Genomic DNA, 16,486 nt, shown 5'->3' with positions numbered 1-16,486 from the left:
GGCTTTCGTTGGACACTCCAGAGGGTTGGTTGGAAACCTCCCCGTTGGTCGGACACTTTGAGGCTTTCGTTGGACACTTGCGCAAGTTGGTTGGACACTTCAGAGGGTTTGTTGGAAACCTCCCCGTTGGTTGCACACTTTGAGGATTTCGTTGGACACTTGGCCGGATTGGTTGGAAAGCCCCCGGCCTTTGTTGGACACTCCATAGGGTTTGTTGGAAACCTCCAAAAAATCGGTGCCTGTGCAACAAACAACAACGAACAATTCACTCACTTCCACGTAAACGCAAAAAAGATTAGGTAGTATAAAAAATACCTAATCCACGCCTTATAAATATGTAATTGTAGTGAATCCCCGGTATAGCTTCATGCGCAAATACCTGACACTACCGGAATCTAACAGTCCCTATTTAAATTCAACAGGTCCCACATTCATTTTAAACGTTCCGTCTTTATATAAGAGAGGGGATCTTTCTGCGCCAAATTTCGAGTAGGTCTCCACATGGCTTACTTTCATTTCGTCCATATCTGTGAATTCAATCTTGGCGATCGCTACCCAGTATGCAAACTTATTATTTTCGAATAATGGAGTTGTGATTTTTTGTCCCATCTGATTATCGACAACTGCTATTGCTTTCATAGCTTTGAAACTGCCGAAGCCATTGGAGAGCGCGCTGTACGCTGCAAACAAAACATAGCTTAGCTGTGATGGATTATGAACGGTAACCGTCTCTTTCCCAGAATCCTTCGAGTCGCCATCCAGTGTGATGAATGGCGGCTTACTAGAGCTGCCTAGATTTTTGTAATACACTTTTCCCTCTTGTCCATCTTTCGTGACGTAAAAACAGTATAAATCCAAATCCTTTTTACTTTTCCATTCCAGTGTCGCCACTACTTTAGCCGTTTTCTTGATCGATATAGTTTCTTTCTTTTTCAGTGTAACGATTAAAGGTTTCACTATTTCTTTTTTCTCAACAGGCACAGGAATGGTGGCTTCATTCATTACATCCAACCCGTAATTCCCGCATAATGAAGGAAGTCCGCCATCGAAGCCACTCCCGACTGGGTTCAGTTTCCATTCGCCGTTATGCCGATAGAATTCACCAACGACAATGGCGGTCTCTTGCTGTAGTTCTTCCCCGAAAGTAAATGAAAACAATACTTCCCCACTCAATCGATCTTTCAAAATTAAGTTGGCGGAAGAAACTGCACTAAAACTTTCCCCTTTGTTCTCTCCCTCATGAATTGTTAAGGTAAGTGCGACTTTATGAATAGTATCTGGAATCTCGTTCAAAGATAAATGGATTTCACTTTGCCTATTTGTAGTACCAACATGCTTTACGGATCCCTCTTTGCTTGAAGGCTGTCCATAAAATACAAAGCTCTCATCATTTTTACAAAGTCCACTTTCCTCTAACAAGAATGCCGCCCCGTCGATTTCCATTTCTTTGTTTGCGGTCGTCCATTCCATGACGGCAACAATATTAGTAATTGCTGAATTTTTCGTTACATCAACTTTTTGACCTCGTGAAATATTCATGTTTTCGCTCCCTATGTATTATCTAGTCCTAACGTAAGCGCAAAACGGGGTCCGCATCCAGTAGATAGGTGAATACCCCATTTTACGCTTCCCCCTCTTCTTAAAAATCGGCACCTGTGCAACGACGAACGAAATTGCATAAAAGGTAAAAGAAGCTTAGATATTGAAGTAAATACCTAATCCACGGCTTATACATATGTACTTCTAGTCATTTATCGGCATAGATAACCTGAATTTATTCCAAATCTAAAAGAGTATTTAAATCTAACTTATAAGTCTATTCTATCACTTTCCTCTCAATAAAATCCATTACATACATACCTATCGAATTATTAAATTGTGCTAATTCACCACATAAGTTTAAATTTTACCTATTATTTGGGCCAAGTTATGAGATAATGGTAGTTAGACTATTCGATTTATTGTCCAAAAATATGAAATGCGAGGGATTTATATGACCAAAAAAAGTTTCGATCTCAAATTACCAGAAGGTTTACCAGGTGAATATAAAGTTCACGACGTCTTACTTTGTCCTGCTATCAATGACGCGAGAGTATTGACTATGATTCATGATATGTCAGCGGATGGTATGGGTCATATTGTGAGGGTGTATATGTCGAGGCAGGAGAAGGATGATTTTGTTTTCGACTTCGAACTAGAGGCATTTGTATTTCCAAGTCATGAGTCTGCGGTTTCATTTGCAAATCGGCTGCCAAGCCTAACCGCACTGGAGTTGTTAATGGTTCAAAACGGATATGACTACGAATTGATGGAGGGGAATCCTCGTATTCTTCAGTAAAAGTTCCGTTTAATTGGATAAAATCAAGGTAGTCAGACAAACACCAATAAACCTGATTTTGATTATATTATCACGAGATTGTAATGTACATACTGAATAAGTTCATGCATAGGTACCTGAAATGGAAATTAAACTATTGATGTAAATACCTACTACATTCCTTATATACGTAATGGTAGTTAACTTTGCAATAGCCCCACGCAGGTACCTGAAATCAAGCCTAATTCCCCCTTTCATTCATGTTGTCATTGGTATAATGGCTTTCATTGCAATTTAACGATTTAGTGTATTAGAATGAGTAAAGGAGTGATGACTAAATGAAGAAATTTATTAATGCGAATATATATGGGGACCCAGAATCCCATGAATTTTTAGTAGAAAACGGTCAATTTACAGCAATCGGTAATAATTTAAACAACGCAGATGAAGTGATTGATTTAAAAGGCTGTTTGGTGTTGCCGCCTTATGTTGACCCTCATTTACACTTAGATTATATCTTTTCAGGTATAGGAGAAGGAAATGCGAATGTTTCAGGGACGTTATTTGAAGGTATTCAGCGTTGGAGTGATAATAAGAAATCTTTGACTGAAGAAATGGTGCGTGAGCGTGCGATTAAAGGAATTCAAAAAGAATTGAGTAATGGGGTTCAATTCATCCGTACACATGTAGATATTACTGATCCCAATTTAACTGGGATGAAAGCTTTAATTAAACTGCGAGAAGAATTGAAAGATATCGTTACATTACAAATTGTGGCATTTCCTCAAGAAGGTTTCTTCAGGTATAAAGGTGCAGAAGCTTTAATGGAAGAAGCACTTAAAATGGGCGCTGACGTAGTAGGAGGGATCCCACACTTTGAAATTTCATATGAACATGGTGTTGAATCCTTGCAACGTATTGTCAACATGGCGATAAAATATAACGTGATGATTGATATTCACTGTGATGAAAACGATGATCCAAATAGTCGATTTTTAGAAGTGTTAAATGCGCTCGTTATGGAAAAAAACTATGGTATATATACCACAGCAAGTCATACCTGTAGCTTCGGTTCAGTAGATAATAGTTACGCCAATAAAATGTTAGGTTTATTTAAAGAATCAAAAATTAATTTCATTTCTTGTCCAACTGAAAACGCGCATTTACAAGGACGTGGCGACAGTTATCCTAAACGTCGTGGCTTAACACGAGTAAAAGAGTTATTAAATAATGGCAATAACGTTGCATTTGCCCAAGATTCAATTGCGGATTACTGGTATCCATTAGGCAATGGAAATATGATGAACATTTTAGATAATGGTATCCATTTAGCACATTATACACATATTGATGAAATCAATAAGGCGTTCAACCTGATCACCTACCACGGTGCAAACCTTATGAGAGTTAACGATGAGTATGGCATTGAAGTGGGAAAACCAGCTAACTTTATCGTTTTAGATGCACAAGATACTTATGAAGCAATTCGTGAGCGTGCAGAAGTAATTGCATCAATTCGAAATGGTAACTATCTGTTTAGACGCGAACCACGAAAAAATGAAGTAGAAATAGATTTCTTAAAACAATACTAAGATTCCTTAACAATCCCTAAAGAGTTCATTCCCCTCGACACTAAGTTGAGGGGGATTTTTTCGTTAAAAATCGGTTTCGGTGTGACAACGAACAATCTAGGTTGGACGCTTCGATGGTTTCGTTGGACGCTTCAATGGTTTCGTTGGAAACCTCCTTGTTTGTTGTACACTTTCCGGGGTTGGTTGCACACTTTACTAAGTTCGTTGCACACTTGCTGGGCTTTGTTGGACGCTTCGATGGTTTCGTTGGAAACCCCCTTAAGCTCATTAGACATCTTAGTGAGCTATCCAAAACTAAACCCAAAAAAAGAAAGCAGGTAAACTCCCCCACTTTCATGAATTATTAGTTTATAAATTCATTCTGTATCTTAAGAACCTGCTCCATATTTAACTCTGTTACTTCGATAACACCATCAATATCCACTCCTTTTGCCAAGAGACGCCTAGCAGTTATCTCTTTTTCCTCTTGTCTGCCTTTTTACCGTCCTTCTTGTTCACGAAGTTCAGCTTCACGAACGGCTGCTTCTTCATCCAACACTTTTTTCAGACGGGCTTCGTATGCAAGCACTTCTTCTTGTGAACCACTGAGTGCTTCCCAACTTTGAAAGGCTGTACGTAATGTTCCATCATTCATGGCAATCTCCTCAGGCCCGCACGAAGCGGGTCATGCAGACGTTGCCGCAGGACGCGGTGATTCTTAGTCTGCCTTCCATCCTTAAAGATATCATCATAGACTTTACCTTCACGGCGATCGACAATTCCCAATAATAATAACCAACGGGCCAACAAGTCATCCCACGGATTTAGCTTTTCTGCCTTCCAGTCACGATTAAGCTTTGACATTTCTATGAAATGAAATTCCATATATCATTTTTTGAATGAAAAAGAGAACAGCAACCGCCAAGCCCCTAATTTATTCCACCTTAATTATCTAGGTGCAACAACCAATAATTCACACGATCATATAAAAATAAAAACAAGATTAGATATTGAAGCAAGTACCTAATCCACGCCATATAAATATGTAATTCTAGTGAATCCCCGAAGTAGTGCCGTGCACAGGCACCCAAAAACTTTCTCATGTTCAAGATATCTCACATTCCATGCCTAAGGCGCATATAGTGAAACTTGTCGCACTAGTGAATTGTCTGAATCCCAACTTTCACACTGATCCTGAAATTATCGCTAAATGTGCTTTGACCGCAGGTAATTTAGGGTATACCATTATTATGGTACTAATAAGGGGCGATTATCTTTGAACAAGAAGTTTTGGAAGAATCCAGTATTTTCAATTTCGGCATCAGTAATTTTTGTGCTTGTGGTATTAGGTGCGACAATACCAGTTAAGTTCCGTCATGTAGCAGATATATTATACGATTTTACAACAATAAACTTCGGGTGGTTCTACTTACTCTCGGTTTTCATCATAGTTGTATTTTTAGCTGGTCTAGCAATTAGTAAATACGGGGCAATCAGGATTGGAGGAGATGAGGAACGTCCAGACTTTCCTTTCTTCACGTGGATCGGCATGCTATTCTCAGCCGGATTTGGAGTCGGACTTGTTTTCTGGGGCGTTGCAGAGCCGATGAGTCATTATTTCACTTCCCCGATTAATGGCGTAGCGTCTCAATCCGAACAGGCTGGACGGATTGCAATGGGGTATTCGTTTTTTCACTGGGGCATATCCCAATGGGCCATCTTCGGTATCGTAGGTTTAGTCATTGGTTTTTTACAGTTCCGCAAGAAAAAGGATGGACTCATTTCAACTGCTTTGGAACCCTTGCTAGGAAAAAACAAAAAAGTGAAGATTGGAATCGATTCCTTCGCAGTTATTGCGACTGTCATGGGAATTGCCACGTCACTGGGTCTCGGTATCTTGCAAATGAGTGGCGGGCTTGAGTCCGTTTTCAACATAAAGAGCTCGTTTAGTGTTCAGCTAATCATCATTTTAGTCGTCTTCATATCCTATATGCTGTCTTCTTTAAGTGGCTTGAATAAAGGCATTCGCTACTTAGGCAACTTTAATTTGGGTCTAGCCATTGCAATGCTGGCATTCTTTTTTATTGTCGGCCCAAAAGTATTCATTTTAGAAAGTTTTACATTGGCGATTGGTGATTATATAACAAACTTCATCCAATACAGCTTTCGATTACAGCCCTATCAAGGAGGTACCTGGATACGGGATTGGACCATATTTTATTGGGCATGGACGATCGCATGGTCCCCTTTCGTAGGTGCATTCGTTGCACGCGTATCGAAAGGAAGAACGATTCGGGAATTCATCATCGGCGTAATGGTTCTTCCGCCAGTATTTGCCTGTATGTGGATTGCTACACTGGGTGGAACTGCGCTCTACAGCGATATGAATAACGGCACAAAAATTGCTGAAGCTGTCGACGCAGATGTCACGTCTGCCATTTTTGAAACGTTTCAACATATGCCATTAACGGGACTCATGTCCGCGTTGGCAATTCTCTTGATATTTACATTCCTAGTGACTTCCGCAGATTCGGCAACATACATTCTTGCCAGCATGACAACAAACGGAAGTCTACTGCCTCCATTAATTGTGAAAATGGTTTGGGGATTCCTCATGTCCGCCATTGCGGCAGTATTATTGTACGCAGGAGGTCTGGAAGCACTGCAATCAGCATCACTCGTGGCAGCATTACCATTCACAGTACTCCTTCTACTGCTTGTATTCGGAATGAGTAAATTATTAAAAAAAGAACCTATTACAGTTCGGCCTGTAGATATAAGAAGTTTTGAACAGGTTGAACGACAAGTGAAGATAAAAGCTGGAACGGATAGGCCAATACCGCCATCCTCTAAGAGAAGGAACCAGCAGAAGAAGTAATTCACACCTACCTAAAGTGCCTGCCTCCAATCAGTTTTGGGGGCGGGCATTTTGTTGCGTGCCTCTACACGGTTGAATTATGACAACTCAAAGTTCTGTCTAAAAACCTAGTGAAAAGGGCTCGTTCCCTACATTATTCAAGTGCAAAATGCAGCTATGTTTAATAGGAACGACTAGTAGACTTTCTATAGAGAGTGTAAGTGCCCGAAGATGCAATTTCGGGCACTTTTGCACGTCGTACAATGCATTCCCCGCTTACGTTTAGAAGTGATCTCGCACCTAATCATGTGATACCTTAAAGAAGTAGACACTTCTTTACTAGTAAAAAAGAGCAAAACCTATAGGAAGTTTCAGCCGCCAAAATTGCATCTTTGGCGGCTTTTACCCCGGTAAATGTCCCTCTATTCTTTCGTCCCACAAAGCTTTAGTACTTCATGTACTGGTCAAAAAGATTACTAGTTTACTCGTTTCAAATAGGTTTTGCAGATTGCAAAAAAGGGGATATGTAGTATGAATCTATTTACAACGAAAGAGGTGCATAACTTTGAAAATGGGCGTAAAATTAACTTCCTTCAGTATACTAGTTTTAGTGACGCAACTATTTTTTCCGCATTCATCTTCTGCAAATAATCTGGACAGCCCTACATATATGGTCGTTTCATTTGACGGAATGCGTCACGATTTCACAAAAAACTACATAGACGAAGGAGTGCTGCCGAACTTTAAGAAGGTGCAAAATAACGGACTTGTGGCTGAAGATATTCGAACGATTTATCCTTCTTTAACGGCGGCTTCCCATGCGGCGATATCCACTGGGGCAAAGCCTGGAATGACGGGCATGATTAGTAATCATCTGCATATGCCCAACATGGATTTAGCTGATACTAAAAGCGCATTTTTCTCACCACTTGATGCTACACCGATTTGGGCTGAAGCAAGGGAACAAGGAAAAACAACAGCTACTGTTCTCTTCCCAGGTTCGAATCCCACGGAGGGAAATAAAGCCACATACGCCGTTTATTTCGGTACGACTTGGGCTGAAAATGCTTTGGATAAACTAAATTTCAAGTTACCTACTGAGTGGACTGAACTTCCCGAAAGTTTTAGTCCTGTAAAAGAAGCAACAATCGCATTGAAACTTAAGGAAACCGTTGATCAGAAAGTCTATATTTTAGCTTCAGATTCTACGGATAACAAAAAAACGGACTATGATACTTTTTATTTTTATACGAAGAAAAATGGTCTTTTGAACGATATGATTTCAGAAAACGATTGGGGTTCAATTTCATTTCCAATCAATACGAATCACTTCGCCGGCTTTTCATTCAAGCTAAGAGGTGTGGATCCCACGCTCAAAGACGTTTCACTTTATAGGACCGCTGTCACTTCAGCAGTCCTACATGGACCGGAACAATTCCAAAAAAACATTGCATCGAAATTTGGATTTCTTCCCGTCGAGTACGATGATAAGGCGCTTGAAAAGGGTTGGATTACACGCCAGGAATATGAGGACATCCATGAACGTTTTGCGAAGTGGACAACCGATGCATCCCTTTATATTAAAGAACGATACAAACCGGATATACTATTCTTTTATTATCCCGAAATTGACCATGAAGAGCATAAATACTTATTGGTAGATCCAAGGCAGCCGGGTTATACGAAGAAAAAATCAGAAAAACTTATGGAGTACATTACTTGGTCTTATCAGCTTGCCGACCGAACGATTGGCACTGTTTTAGAGACCATGACCGACAACGATCGACTTTTAATCGTTTCGGATCACGGTATGGAACCCGTTCACACGATGATTTCGCCTAATTATGAACTTGAGCAAGCCGGTCTTTTACTACTAGATAAAGACGGCAATGTGGATTCTAAAAAGTCGAAAGCATTCAGTGTCGCAAGTGGCGCCATTGCACATATTTATATTAATTTAGAGGATAGAGAACAGAATGGTATCGTGTCAGAAAAGGAGTTCCCCGAAGTTCAAAAAGAAATCGCGGATATCTTTACAGCATTCAAAGCGACAGAACCCTCATTTATTAACAGAGTTAAGTATTTATATCATAGGCAGCGTGAAAATCTCCATAATGAGGATGAACGATCTTTATTTCAAGTGTTGGTTGGATCGAAAGAAAACCCTTTTGAAAAAATAGTTGTAGCAGGCGATCAGGATCAGGATCAGGACATGGAGATTCTTCAACATGAACAGGCCGGTGACGTATTGCTTATTGCGAAGCAGGGCTATTACATCGGTCAAGATGATGTCGGATCTGCAGTTAAAAAAGCAGCGGACCGCGGAAGTCACGGAGGCGATCCGAAGCGGATGGAATTACGCCCTATTTTGTATGTGACGGGCGGTACTTATTCAAAAGTGAAGATTACAGAAAAAGTATCCACACTGGACATCACACCGACCTTATATCAGTTAATGGATCTAAAAGCACCTGATTTCGTTGACGGAAAGGTTATAGCCGAAATGATTAAGGGCGAAAGGAATTAGTGATTGATTGAGATTTGATAACCATGCGCCTATATAATCTTGAGTTCATAAGTATGTCGTTATGGCGAAAAAGCACAAAGATCTTGCGTACAGGATCTGTAATTCAGTAGAAGTCATTCAACCCAATTTATAGTGCCTGCCTCCAATTAATGTTGGGTGCAGGCATTAACTATCTCCAATTCAAATATGAATTTAGGCTTAGGAATAAGTAATGGAATAGCCTTTATCGTTGCGTACTAAATGAAGTCTGCGCCAAATAGGCCGTACCCTCAACTTTCACCCCACACTACTTGAACTCCGTCTCCATTTCCGCCCATCCCTACGCTGCATTATCGGTATGTGGTGGTAATACACGAAGGGGAGATCCATGTCCTTGACGCTATCCACATAACTACCATCTACATAGGTAAGGTCCCCTTTTCTAGATAGCCCATATTCAAGATCTTCGTCAACAATTGTAATCGTCCCACTATCTCTCTTTCTCAGATTATCAATCAATTCTTGAGTATCTTTATTGTTGCCCAATATAATAAAAGCCCTCATCATACAGATAACCCCCCTTCTCTTTGTTAATAAACACCTGATTCAAGTGCAGTGAGTTAGCCTTAGGTCGAATTCCTCGTACATAATATACAATCTAATGTACATGTTTCCTATAAGTCTATAGTATCATAATTTCTGAATAAATAGATAGTTAAGGATTGCATTTTTCTATTGATTGGGTGGGTGTGCAACGAACAATTAACCCAATTCTATAAGCATGCAAAAAAGAGTAGATATTGTACTAAATACCTAATCCATGCCACATAAATATGCAATTGTAGTGTATTACCAACTATCCATTTAACATAATTGGTACATGAAATTCTAAATCCGTTGCAAAGGTCTGTACTTCTATTCTGCTTCACACAGCGGGTTCATAAACTGCATTATTGAATATATCTTCGAACATCCTCTACACTTTCGTATCTAAAAATATTGAACAACACAAGTTTTAAAGTAGTCGTGTCGGAATTCATGATGCCGTCTTTCATGTCTTGAGGGACTTTCCCAAATTTTTCAATCAACAGTTGAATCGCAGTTTCGGATAAAGCCGCTGCTCCACCTTCTTCTCTGCCTTCTTCTCTGCCTTCTTCTCTGCCTTCTTCCATCCACATTTCAGCTAGTGTCATGGTTACTTCACTCCCTTCAGGATAGGTTGTTTCAATTTGGTGAATCATTTTATTGACGTTGCGCTTAGTTAAGGATTTACCTGCGCTAAATATATAGCGAATGATCGTTTCTAAATACTCGGTTCCCGTTTGCCTGTCTTCTAATTCGTTCAAATATTGAATTGAGCGAATAATAGACTGCTCTAGTTTGTCCCCATCTTTCGTAAATATATCACGGAGAAGCGTCAATAAGATCTTTGTCTTTGCTTTTCCTTTGATTTCCTCGTCGGTATAAACAGATACGTTATAAAGCAAGTAGTCAAAGGTAGGCACGTAGACTTTCAAGTTTTCGGATAGTTCGTCGTAACCGAGCAATAGTTCGCCCAAATTCGAAGGAGTGTTCCATTTATCTACACCGTGGTAGATAACGAGCGGAATGATGATTGGAAGCGGCTTTTTTCGCTCTTTGTTCATTTTCGCTTCCCATATCTCCACCATATATTTCAATAGCTGAAAAGCGATGCCTTTGTCTGTGTAACTTTTATGTTCAAAGTACAAAAGCGCAAGCGCCTGTTCAGCCCCGCCAGAAGCGACTCGAGGGGCTAGGCGCTCGAGTCTAGACGATAAAATATTGAGATCGCCTTTATTTCAAGTCTTTCATGGCTTGAAGATTGACGCGCTCCATGAAATCATGGATCACTTGATCACCATTTTTTCCACTACCGAGTTTTAGCATGGCACGCCCTACAAAATTGATGCCGCGGTTCGAGCCCGAGTAAATCAAATTTGTCTGTGTTTCATTTACTTTTTCCAATGTAAATCCTAAAGTCATTTCAAACGCACGTGCAAGTTGAAATTGAATTCGCTTATGCTTTCGATTAACTGTATCTTCAAATTCCATAATTTCCACCACATACGTTTCTTTTCGTTTTCCTTCTTGATAAGTTTGGTTGTAGGTTGAGCCTGTCATTTCAGGTTTCTTATCAATCCAGCGATTCTCCACTACTTTCGGCATAATTCGTGTTGCCTGTTCTTCTTCAAATAAAGCCCAGATCACGTCGATTGGGGCATCAATCAATCGTTCTTCTTTCCAAATCATTCGTCGAGCTCCTCTCTCCCAGTTCGGATAAATGCTTCAATATCCACTATCTTTTGTTGTTTTTCACTCATCTCAATTTGCAGACTTTGTTTTTTCATTAGTAATAGTGCCTCTAAATTCTCAAACGACTCATCGCGCATGACATCTTTCATTTCTTGAATGCTACAGCCAAAACTTCGGATTTTTTGCAACAATACTGCCAGAAAAATTGAACCATCATCATAATAACGGTAGTTGTTTGAAGGATCCACGAATGCAGGTTCAAGTAACTGTTCCTGTTCATAATAGCGTAGCGTTTCCTTGCTCAATCCTGTCATTTCGCTGAATTCGCTTATTTTATACATCTAATTCCTCCCCTCCTAAAATCTTAAAGGATAGGGTGCACCACTGAGTCAACCGAAATATTGTTTAGCGTTGTGTGCCTGCGCAAAAAACAACCAGCAATTCGCCCTATTGTATAAAATCCAAAAGAGATAATTATGCGATGCACAGGCATAGCTTTTATTTCACATCTAGCCTTTACCATTAGATATCACAGTACCCACTAGTAGCCCCACTGCCGAACCAATCGCTATGGTTAAACCAAGGTTTAAAGAAAACAACACACCTATGATTATTCCGATTCCTGCACCAAAAACCATTCCAATACCTACAATTTGCTTTAACAAAACGATGCCCCCATTAGTGTTGTGTACCATAATACTCATAGATTTCAAAGTTCAATGAGCACCTGGCTCCCCAGTCTTCTCAAAATATCGTTTGTCTGCCTGTGCAATAAAAAAACCTACAATTCACCCTTTTGCATATAAAACCATAGAGTTCAGGTAATCAGTTACCTATCTAATCTCCTGTTCATATATATGAAGTTGTAGCGAATTACCTGAATACATTATCGCACATGCACCTGAAATTTAGTTGGTTGGACAGCTCTGGGCTTTTGTTGGACACTTCGAAGGGGTGGTTGGACAGCCCCGGGTTTTCGTTGCACACTTCACCGAGTTGGTTGGAAACCTCCCCTTTTGTTGGACACTTCGAAGTCTTTGTTGGACACTTCACCAAGTTCGTTGAAAAGCTCCAGGCTTTCGTTGCACACTTCGCCGAGTTCGTTGGAAACCTCCCCGTTTGTTGGACACGTCGAAGGATTGGTTGCACACTTCACCGAGTTGGTTGGAAACCTCCCCATTTGTTGCACACTTCAAAGGCTTTGTTGGAAACTTCACCATGTTCGTTGGACAGCCCCAAGATTTCGTTGCACACTTCACCAAGTTCGTTGGAAACCTCCCCATTTGTTGCACACTTCAAAGGCTTTGTTGGAAACTTCACCAAGTTCGTTGGACAGCTCCAGACTTTTGTTGCACACTTCAAAGTCTTTGTTGGACACTTCACCAAGTTCGTTGGACAGCCCCAAGATTTCGTTGCACACTTCACCGAGTTGGTTGGAAACCTCCCCGTTCGTTGGACACTTCAAAGGCTTTGTTGGAAACTTCACCAAGTTCGTTGGACAGCTCCAGACTTTCGTTGCTCACTTCGCCGAGTTCGTTGGAAACCTCCCCGTTTGTTGGACACTCCGAAGGGTTCGTTGGACAACCCCATGCTTCCGTTGCACACTTCACCGAATTCCTTAAACACCCCCCAGCTTTTAATCCATCCCCAGTAAGCCTAAAACAACCTATAGGTTTTATTTTTTGATAGCAGGGTATTTCACATACTAGCACCAACACTAGTAAAATAATATAAATCTTAGGAGGAAAATTGACATGGCTGACAAAAAGTTTGTAGGCACATTCCAAAACGAAACCGAGATTTTGAATAAGATTGACCAGTTAAAAATACAGGGATATTCTGATAATGACATTTACATTGTGACAAATAATACGGATACATTATCGATCGTCCGTGGGGAAACAGATGTCGATCTTCGCACACCCGAAGGTAATTGGATGGACAAATTCATAGCTTTTCTCAGCGGCGATGAACCCGTCAAAGGTGCATTTACCAACATGGGGTTCACTGCAGAAGAATCCAACCGCCATTTCGATGAAGTCAAAGCCGGTGGAATCCTGCTTTACGTGGACCGGGAATACGGAGATTTCTATGCAAATCCTAGGCCGGAATTTCAAACCGGGTATACAGATCCTAACATCGGCTCAAATCTTGTCGTTGATGATTATGATAATACAAATATAGCTATGGATGCAGAACGGGAAGAACGCTATCAGGCGGTCGAAACGAACATCACTAAGCACGTTGTTGAAGATACACAAACGGTTGAAGCGCCTATTACGCGGGAGGAAGTCCATATTGAGCGGCGCGCCGTAACTCAAGAAACTGCTACTGATGAATTATTTGATCATAGTGAAGACATTCATATTCCCGCCATGGAAGAACGGATTGAAGCGACAAAACGTCCTGTCCTCAGTGAAGAAATCATCGTTGGCAAGCGCGAAATCCATGACACGGAAACGGCCAGTGAACCAATGGAAACCAATCGATTTGAGCACAATGAATTAAATGACAATCCATTGGGTCGTAATCGATTTTAAACGTTATAAAAGGAGCTTGCTTAAGTAGACAATCTGCTTAAGCAAGCTCCTTGTCTTGATTGACGTCCATTCCTTTTGAGGCTGGTTCAATTACCAGGAATTATTAATCGCGCTGAAGAATCCGCCATAAGAACCTCTCCATCCTGTATTAGCTATTCACAAATCCGCTTAATGGCTACTTCCCTGTTATGTACTGAAACCTGGAATCAAGAGGAAAAATACGCTTGCTTTTGATAATGAATGAATAGATTCTTCCCTATAAACTTTCAAAGCGCCCGAAGATACAATTTCGGGCGCTGCCCCCCACTACTATGGTTTAGCCATCGCCATCTACCTAAAGTACATCTTTAAACAGTTGATTTCCACTAGATATTTTCAACAAACACCAATCATTTTAAAAACACTGTCCCCTTTCCCTCCCCATTACTCTATATAAAGGGTGAGAGGAGGTGATTCACATGGCAGCAACAATCGAATTTCAACAAGCAGCGGGCCGCGTTTACTTCGACGGTGGTTTGACAGAGGACGGCAAGATTATCCGCAAATCGAAGACGTACCGCAACATCAAGGAAAATGCACCAGCTGTGAACTTGTACAAAGCTCTGGAGCAACTTGGTCAGCTCTCAAATTTGCCGTTCATCGGAGCGGATATCGTGGAAACATCGAGTTTGATTGATTGATTAACAAATTAACTAATCACGAAAAGCGCAGGGCGCCCCTAGACGCGACGGACATAAGTCAATCTAGCGACGTGGCGCCCGGAATCTAGACAATACGAAAGGAGGGATAAAACATGGCTAAAACACTACAATTGAACTTCAACACAGCAAGCGGGAAAAAGGTGAGTTTGACGGTGGATGAACCCCGTACAGATTTGACGCCGCAAAGCATCGAAGCGGCGATGCAGGAGATCATTGCTGCGAACGTATTTGAAATCAACGGCGCTCCACTAGCAACTGTAGGTAGCGCTCGGGTTATCGAGCGCAATGTAACAGAACTTGTAAACGGCTAACAAGTAGCAACGACCGGTTCACCAGTTTTCGAACTGGGGACCGGTTTTTTATATTTATCGAGAGGAGGAAACGGGATGGAACAATGGATGAGTCTCATACAGGAAGTCGGTTTTCCGATATTCGTATCATTCTATCTTTTGCACCGGCTCGAAACAAAACTCGTTGCAATCCATGATGTGTTAATTTCATTAAAAATGCAGTGAATGTTAGTCCATCGTTAATCGTCGAAAATTTCAGCTGGGCTACTCGCTAGGTTCTATATGTGCCAATTTGGAGAAAGGGGGTAAAACAATGTTTAGTAAACCATGCGAGGGTCGTGTCACATCTCCTTTCGGTTACCGCATCCATCCGATTACTCATATTCGAACGATGCACGTTGGTGTCGATTACGGAAATTCTTCATTCAACAATACGATCGTTGCGGCAGCTGCTGGGGAAGTTACTTTTTCTACGTCTACAAATGGGTATGGAAATACGGTTATGATTGTCCACTCGATAGGTGGCAAGACGATTGAAACCGTTTATGCACATCTACAGTCAATAAGTGTAAAAGTCGGACAAACTGTCAAACAGGGCGAACGTATCGGCGTGAAAGGGACGACTGGAAACAGTACGGGGATCCATCTTCATTTCGAGGTCCACATCGGTCGTTGGAATAACAAATTTACGAATGCAGTTGATCCGCTACGTTATGTTGTGGACCCTGAAGTGAAACAACTACAAAACTTGCTTGTCAAAGTAGGTTACAAAATAGCCGTGGACGGACTAAACGGGCCCGCTACAAAGTCTGCGGTTCAGTCGTTTCAGAAGGCTTTTGGACTTGTTGTAGACGGAATTCCAGGGAAGTTGACGACAGCTGCACTTGCAAGTGTGGCGAAAGATAATGTGCTGCCGAGTTAAAGTAAGCATCTAAAAAGCCCGATTTCTCATTTCCATGAGAGATTGGGCTTTTTTTAGTGAGTCTAGGACTGGTTGGTTGGAGACTTTCCGAATTTGGTTGGACACTTCACGAAGTTGGTTGGACAGCTGCCGGGCTTTGTTGCACACTTCGATGGTTTCGTTGGAAACTCCCTTGTATGTTGGACACTTTCCCGGATTGGTTGGACACTTCACGAAGTTGGTTGGACAGTTGCCGGCTTCTGTTGCACACTTCGATGCTTTCGTTGGAAACCCCCTTGTATGTTGGACACTTTCCCGGATTGGTTGGACACTTTACGAAGTTGGTTGGACAGCTCCAGGCTTCTGTTGCACACTTCGATGCTTTCGTTGGAAACTCCCTTGTTTGTTGGACACTTTCCCGGATTGGTTGGACACTTCACGAAGTTGGTTGGACAGCTCCAGGCTTCTGTTGCACACTTCGATGCTTTCGTTGGAAACTCCCTTGTTTGTTGGACACTTTACGGGATTG

The 16,486-nt window shown here is 41.2% G+C and carries 18 protein-coding genes; 11 read left to right on the top strand and 7 right to left on the bottom strand.

Annotated elements, in window-relative coordinates:
• Positions 1-405: 405 nt before the first annotated feature.
• Positions 406-1,539: a TerD family protein gene (locus I2484_RS19505; protein WP_207152738.1), complete on the bottom strand. Its 1,134-nt coding sequence runs from the start codon at positions 1,537-1,539 to the stop codon at positions 406-408.
• A 454-nt stretch (positions 1,540-1,993) separates the two neighbouring features.
• Here I2484_RS19505 and I2484_RS19500 point away from each other — a divergent pair, with 454 nt between their 5' ends.
• Together I2484_RS19500 and I2484_RS19495 are read left to right on the top strand one after the other, a co-directional pair.
• On the top strand, positions 1,994-2,338 hold the full coding sequence (locus I2484_RS19500; protein WP_207152737.1) for a hypothetical protein: 345 nt from the start codon (positions 1,994-1,996) through the stop codon (positions 2,336-2,338).
• Between the two features lie 317 nt (positions 2,339-2,655).
• Positions 2,656-3,909: an amidohydrolase family protein gene (locus I2484_RS19495; protein WP_207152736.1), complete on the top strand. Its 1,254-nt coding sequence runs from the start codon at positions 2,656-2,658 to the stop codon at positions 3,907-3,909.
• A gap of 478 nt (positions 3,910-4,387) precedes the next feature.
• Here the strand turns inward: I2484_RS19495 and I2484_RS19490 are convergent, their stop codons facing one another.
• A complete protein-coding gene (locus tag I2484_RS19490; protein ID WP_207152735.1) occupies positions 4,388-4,543 on the bottom strand; it encodes a hypothetical protein in 156 nt (51 codons plus the stop codon).
• A 621-nt stretch (positions 4,544-5,164) separates the two neighbouring features.
• Here I2484_RS19490 and I2484_RS19485 point away from each other — a divergent pair.
• Both I2484_RS19485 and I2484_RS19480 read left to right on the top strand, forming a co-directional pair.
• Entirely contained in the window at positions 5,165-6,766 is a 1,602-nt protein-coding gene (locus I2484_RS19485; RefSeq protein ID WP_207152734.1) for a BCCT family transporter, read from the top strand.
• A 550-nt stretch (positions 6,767-7,316) separates the two neighbouring features.
• Complete coding sequence (locus tag I2484_RS19480; protein ID WP_255551620.1) at positions 7,317-9,272, top strand: alkaline phosphatase family protein; 1,956 nt, start codon at positions 7,317-7,319, stop codon at positions 9,270-9,272.
• A 276-nt stretch (positions 9,273-9,548) separates the two neighbouring features.
• Here I2484_RS19480 and I2484_RS19475 read toward each other — a convergent pair whose 3' ends face one another.
• The 5 genes from I2484_RS19475 to I2484_RS19455 form a co-directional block, all read right to left on the bottom strand.
• Complete coding sequence (locus tag I2484_RS19475; RefSeq protein ID WP_207152732.1) at positions 9,549-9,818, bottom strand: hypothetical protein; 270 nt, start codon at positions 9,816-9,818, stop codon at positions 9,549-9,551.
• 383 nt (positions 9,819-10,201) lie between these two features.
• Entirely contained in the window at positions 10,202-10,981 is a 780-nt protein-coding gene (locus tag I2484_RS19470) for an Rpn family recombination-promoting nuclease/putative transposase (RefSeq protein WP_207152731.1), read from the bottom strand.
• Positions 10,982-11,066: 85 nt separating this feature from the next.
• Positions 11,067-11,522 (bottom strand): SRPBCC family protein, encoded by a 456-nt coding sequence (locus I2484_RS19465; protein WP_207152730.1) that lies wholly within the window; start codon positions 11,520-11,522, stop codon positions 11,067-11,069.
• Positions 11,519-11,866 carry a MerR family transcriptional regulator gene (locus I2484_RS19460; RefSeq protein ID WP_207152729.1) on the bottom strand — a complete coding sequence of 116 codons (348 nt, stop codon included), beginning with the start codon at positions 11,864-11,866 and terminating at the stop codon, positions 11,519-11,521. The genes I2484_RS19465 and I2484_RS19460 overlap by 4 nt, the downstream gene beginning before the upstream one ends.
• A 168-nt stretch (positions 11,867-12,034) precedes the next feature.
• Positions 12,035-12,190 carry a hypothetical protein gene (locus I2484_RS19455; RefSeq protein WP_207152728.1) on the bottom strand — a complete coding sequence of 52 codons (156 nt, stop codon included), beginning with the start codon at positions 12,188-12,190 and terminating at the stop codon, positions 12,035-12,037.
• A gap of 293 nt (positions 12,191-12,483) precedes the next feature.
• Between I2484_RS19455 and I2484_RS19450 the strand changes: the two genes are divergently transcribed.
• From I2484_RS19450 to I2484_RS19420, 7 genes are all read left to right on the top strand, one after another.
• Positions 12,484-13,179 carry a hypothetical protein gene (locus tag I2484_RS19450; RefSeq protein WP_207152727.1) on the top strand — a complete coding sequence of 232 codons (696 nt, stop codon included), beginning with the start codon at positions 12,484-12,486 and terminating at the stop codon, positions 13,177-13,179.
• A 100-nt stretch (positions 13,180-13,279) separates the two neighbouring features.
• Positions 13,280-14,065, top strand: coding sequence for a YsnF/AvaK domain-containing protein (locus I2484_RS19445; RefSeq protein WP_207152726.1), 786 nt, complete (start codon positions 13,280-13,282; stop codon positions 14,063-14,065).
• A 458-nt stretch (positions 14,066-14,523) separates the two neighbouring features.
• Positions 14,524-14,745 (top strand): DUF1659 domain-containing protein, encoded by a 222-nt coding sequence (locus tag I2484_RS19440; RefSeq protein WP_207152725.1) that lies wholly within the window; start codon positions 14,524-14,526, stop codon positions 14,743-14,745.
• 113 nt (positions 14,746-14,858) lie between these two features.
• On the top strand, positions 14,859-15,077 hold the full coding sequence (locus I2484_RS19435) for a DUF2922 domain-containing protein (RefSeq protein ID WP_207152724.1): 219 nt from the start codon (positions 14,859-14,861) through the stop codon (positions 15,075-15,077).
• Between the two features lie 75 nt (positions 15,078-15,152).
• Positions 15,153-15,281, top strand: a complete 129-nt coding sequence (locus tag I2484_RS19430) for a YvrJ family protein (RefSeq protein WP_207152723.1) — start codon at positions 15,153-15,155, stop codon at positions 15,279-15,281.
• 88 nt (positions 15,282-15,369) lie between these two features.
• Positions 15,370-15,978: a peptidoglycan DD-metalloendopeptidase family protein gene (locus I2484_RS21775; protein ID WP_207152722.1), complete on the top strand. Its 609-nt coding sequence runs from the start codon at positions 15,370-15,372 to the stop codon at positions 15,976-15,978.
• Positions 15,979-16,050: 72 nt separating this feature from the next.
• The coding region (locus I2484_RS19420; RefSeq protein ID WP_207152721.1) for a hypothetical protein at positions 16,051-16,486 on the top strand (436 nt) is incomplete at its 3' end.

The organism is Sporosarcina sp. E16_8, from assembly GCF_017347095.1.
Classification (GTDB): domain Bacteria; phylum Bacillota; class Bacilli; order Bacillales_A; family Planococcaceae; genus Sporosarcina.
The sequence above is the reverse complement of the archived record's forward strand: the minus strand, read 5'-3'. Positions and strand labels throughout refer to the sequence as shown.

Excerpts from the sequence above, each read along its gene's own strand:
- I2484_RS19505 (WP_207152738.1), bottom strand. The coding sequence starts at position 1,539 with ATGAATATTTCACGAGGTCAAAAAGTTGATGTAACGAAAAATTCAGCA.
- I2484_RS19500 (WP_207152737.1), top strand. The coding sequence starts at position 1,994 with ATGACCAAAAAAAGTTTCGATCTCAAATTACCAGAAGGTTTACCAGGT.
- I2484_RS19495 (WP_207152736.1), top strand. The coding sequence starts at position 2,656 with ATGAAGAAATTTATTAATGCGAATATATATGGGGACCCAGAATCCCAT.
- I2484_RS19490 (WP_207152735.1), bottom strand. The coding sequence starts at position 4,543 with ATGAATGATGGAACATTACGTACAGCCTTTCAAAGTTGGGAAGCACTC.
- I2484_RS19480 (WP_255551620.1), top strand. The coding sequence starts at position 7,317 with ATGGGCGTAAAATTAACTTCCTTCAGTATACTAGTTTTAGTGACGCAA.
- I2484_RS19475 (WP_207152732.1), bottom strand. The coding sequence starts at position 9,818 with ATGATGAGGGCTTTTATTATATTGGGCAACAATAAAGATACTCAAGAA.
- I2484_RS19465 (WP_207152730.1), bottom strand. The coding sequence starts at position 11,522 with ATGATTTGGAAAGAAGAACGATTGATTGATGCCCCAATCGACGTGATC.
- I2484_RS19460 (WP_207152729.1), bottom strand. The coding sequence starts at position 11,866 with ATGTATAAAATAAGCGAATTCAGCGAAATGACAGGATTGAGCAAGGAA.
- I2484_RS19445 (WP_207152726.1), top strand. The coding sequence starts at position 13,280 with ATGGCTGACAAAAAGTTTGTAGGCACATTCCAAAACGAAACCGAGATT.
- I2484_RS19440 (WP_207152725.1), top strand. The coding sequence starts at position 14,524 with ATGGCAGCAACAATCGAATTTCAACAAGCAGCGGGCCGCGTTTACTTC.
- I2484_RS19435 (WP_207152724.1), top strand. The coding sequence starts at position 14,859 with ATGGCTAAAACACTACAATTGAACTTCAACACAGCAAGCGGGAAAAAG.
- I2484_RS19430 (WP_207152723.1), top strand. The coding sequence starts at position 15,153 with ATGGAACAATGGATGAGTCTCATACAGGAAGTCGGTTTTCCGATATTC.
- I2484_RS21775 (WP_207152722.1), top strand. The coding sequence starts at position 15,370 with ATGTTTAGTAAACCATGCGAGGGTCGTGTCACATCTCCTTTCGGTTAC.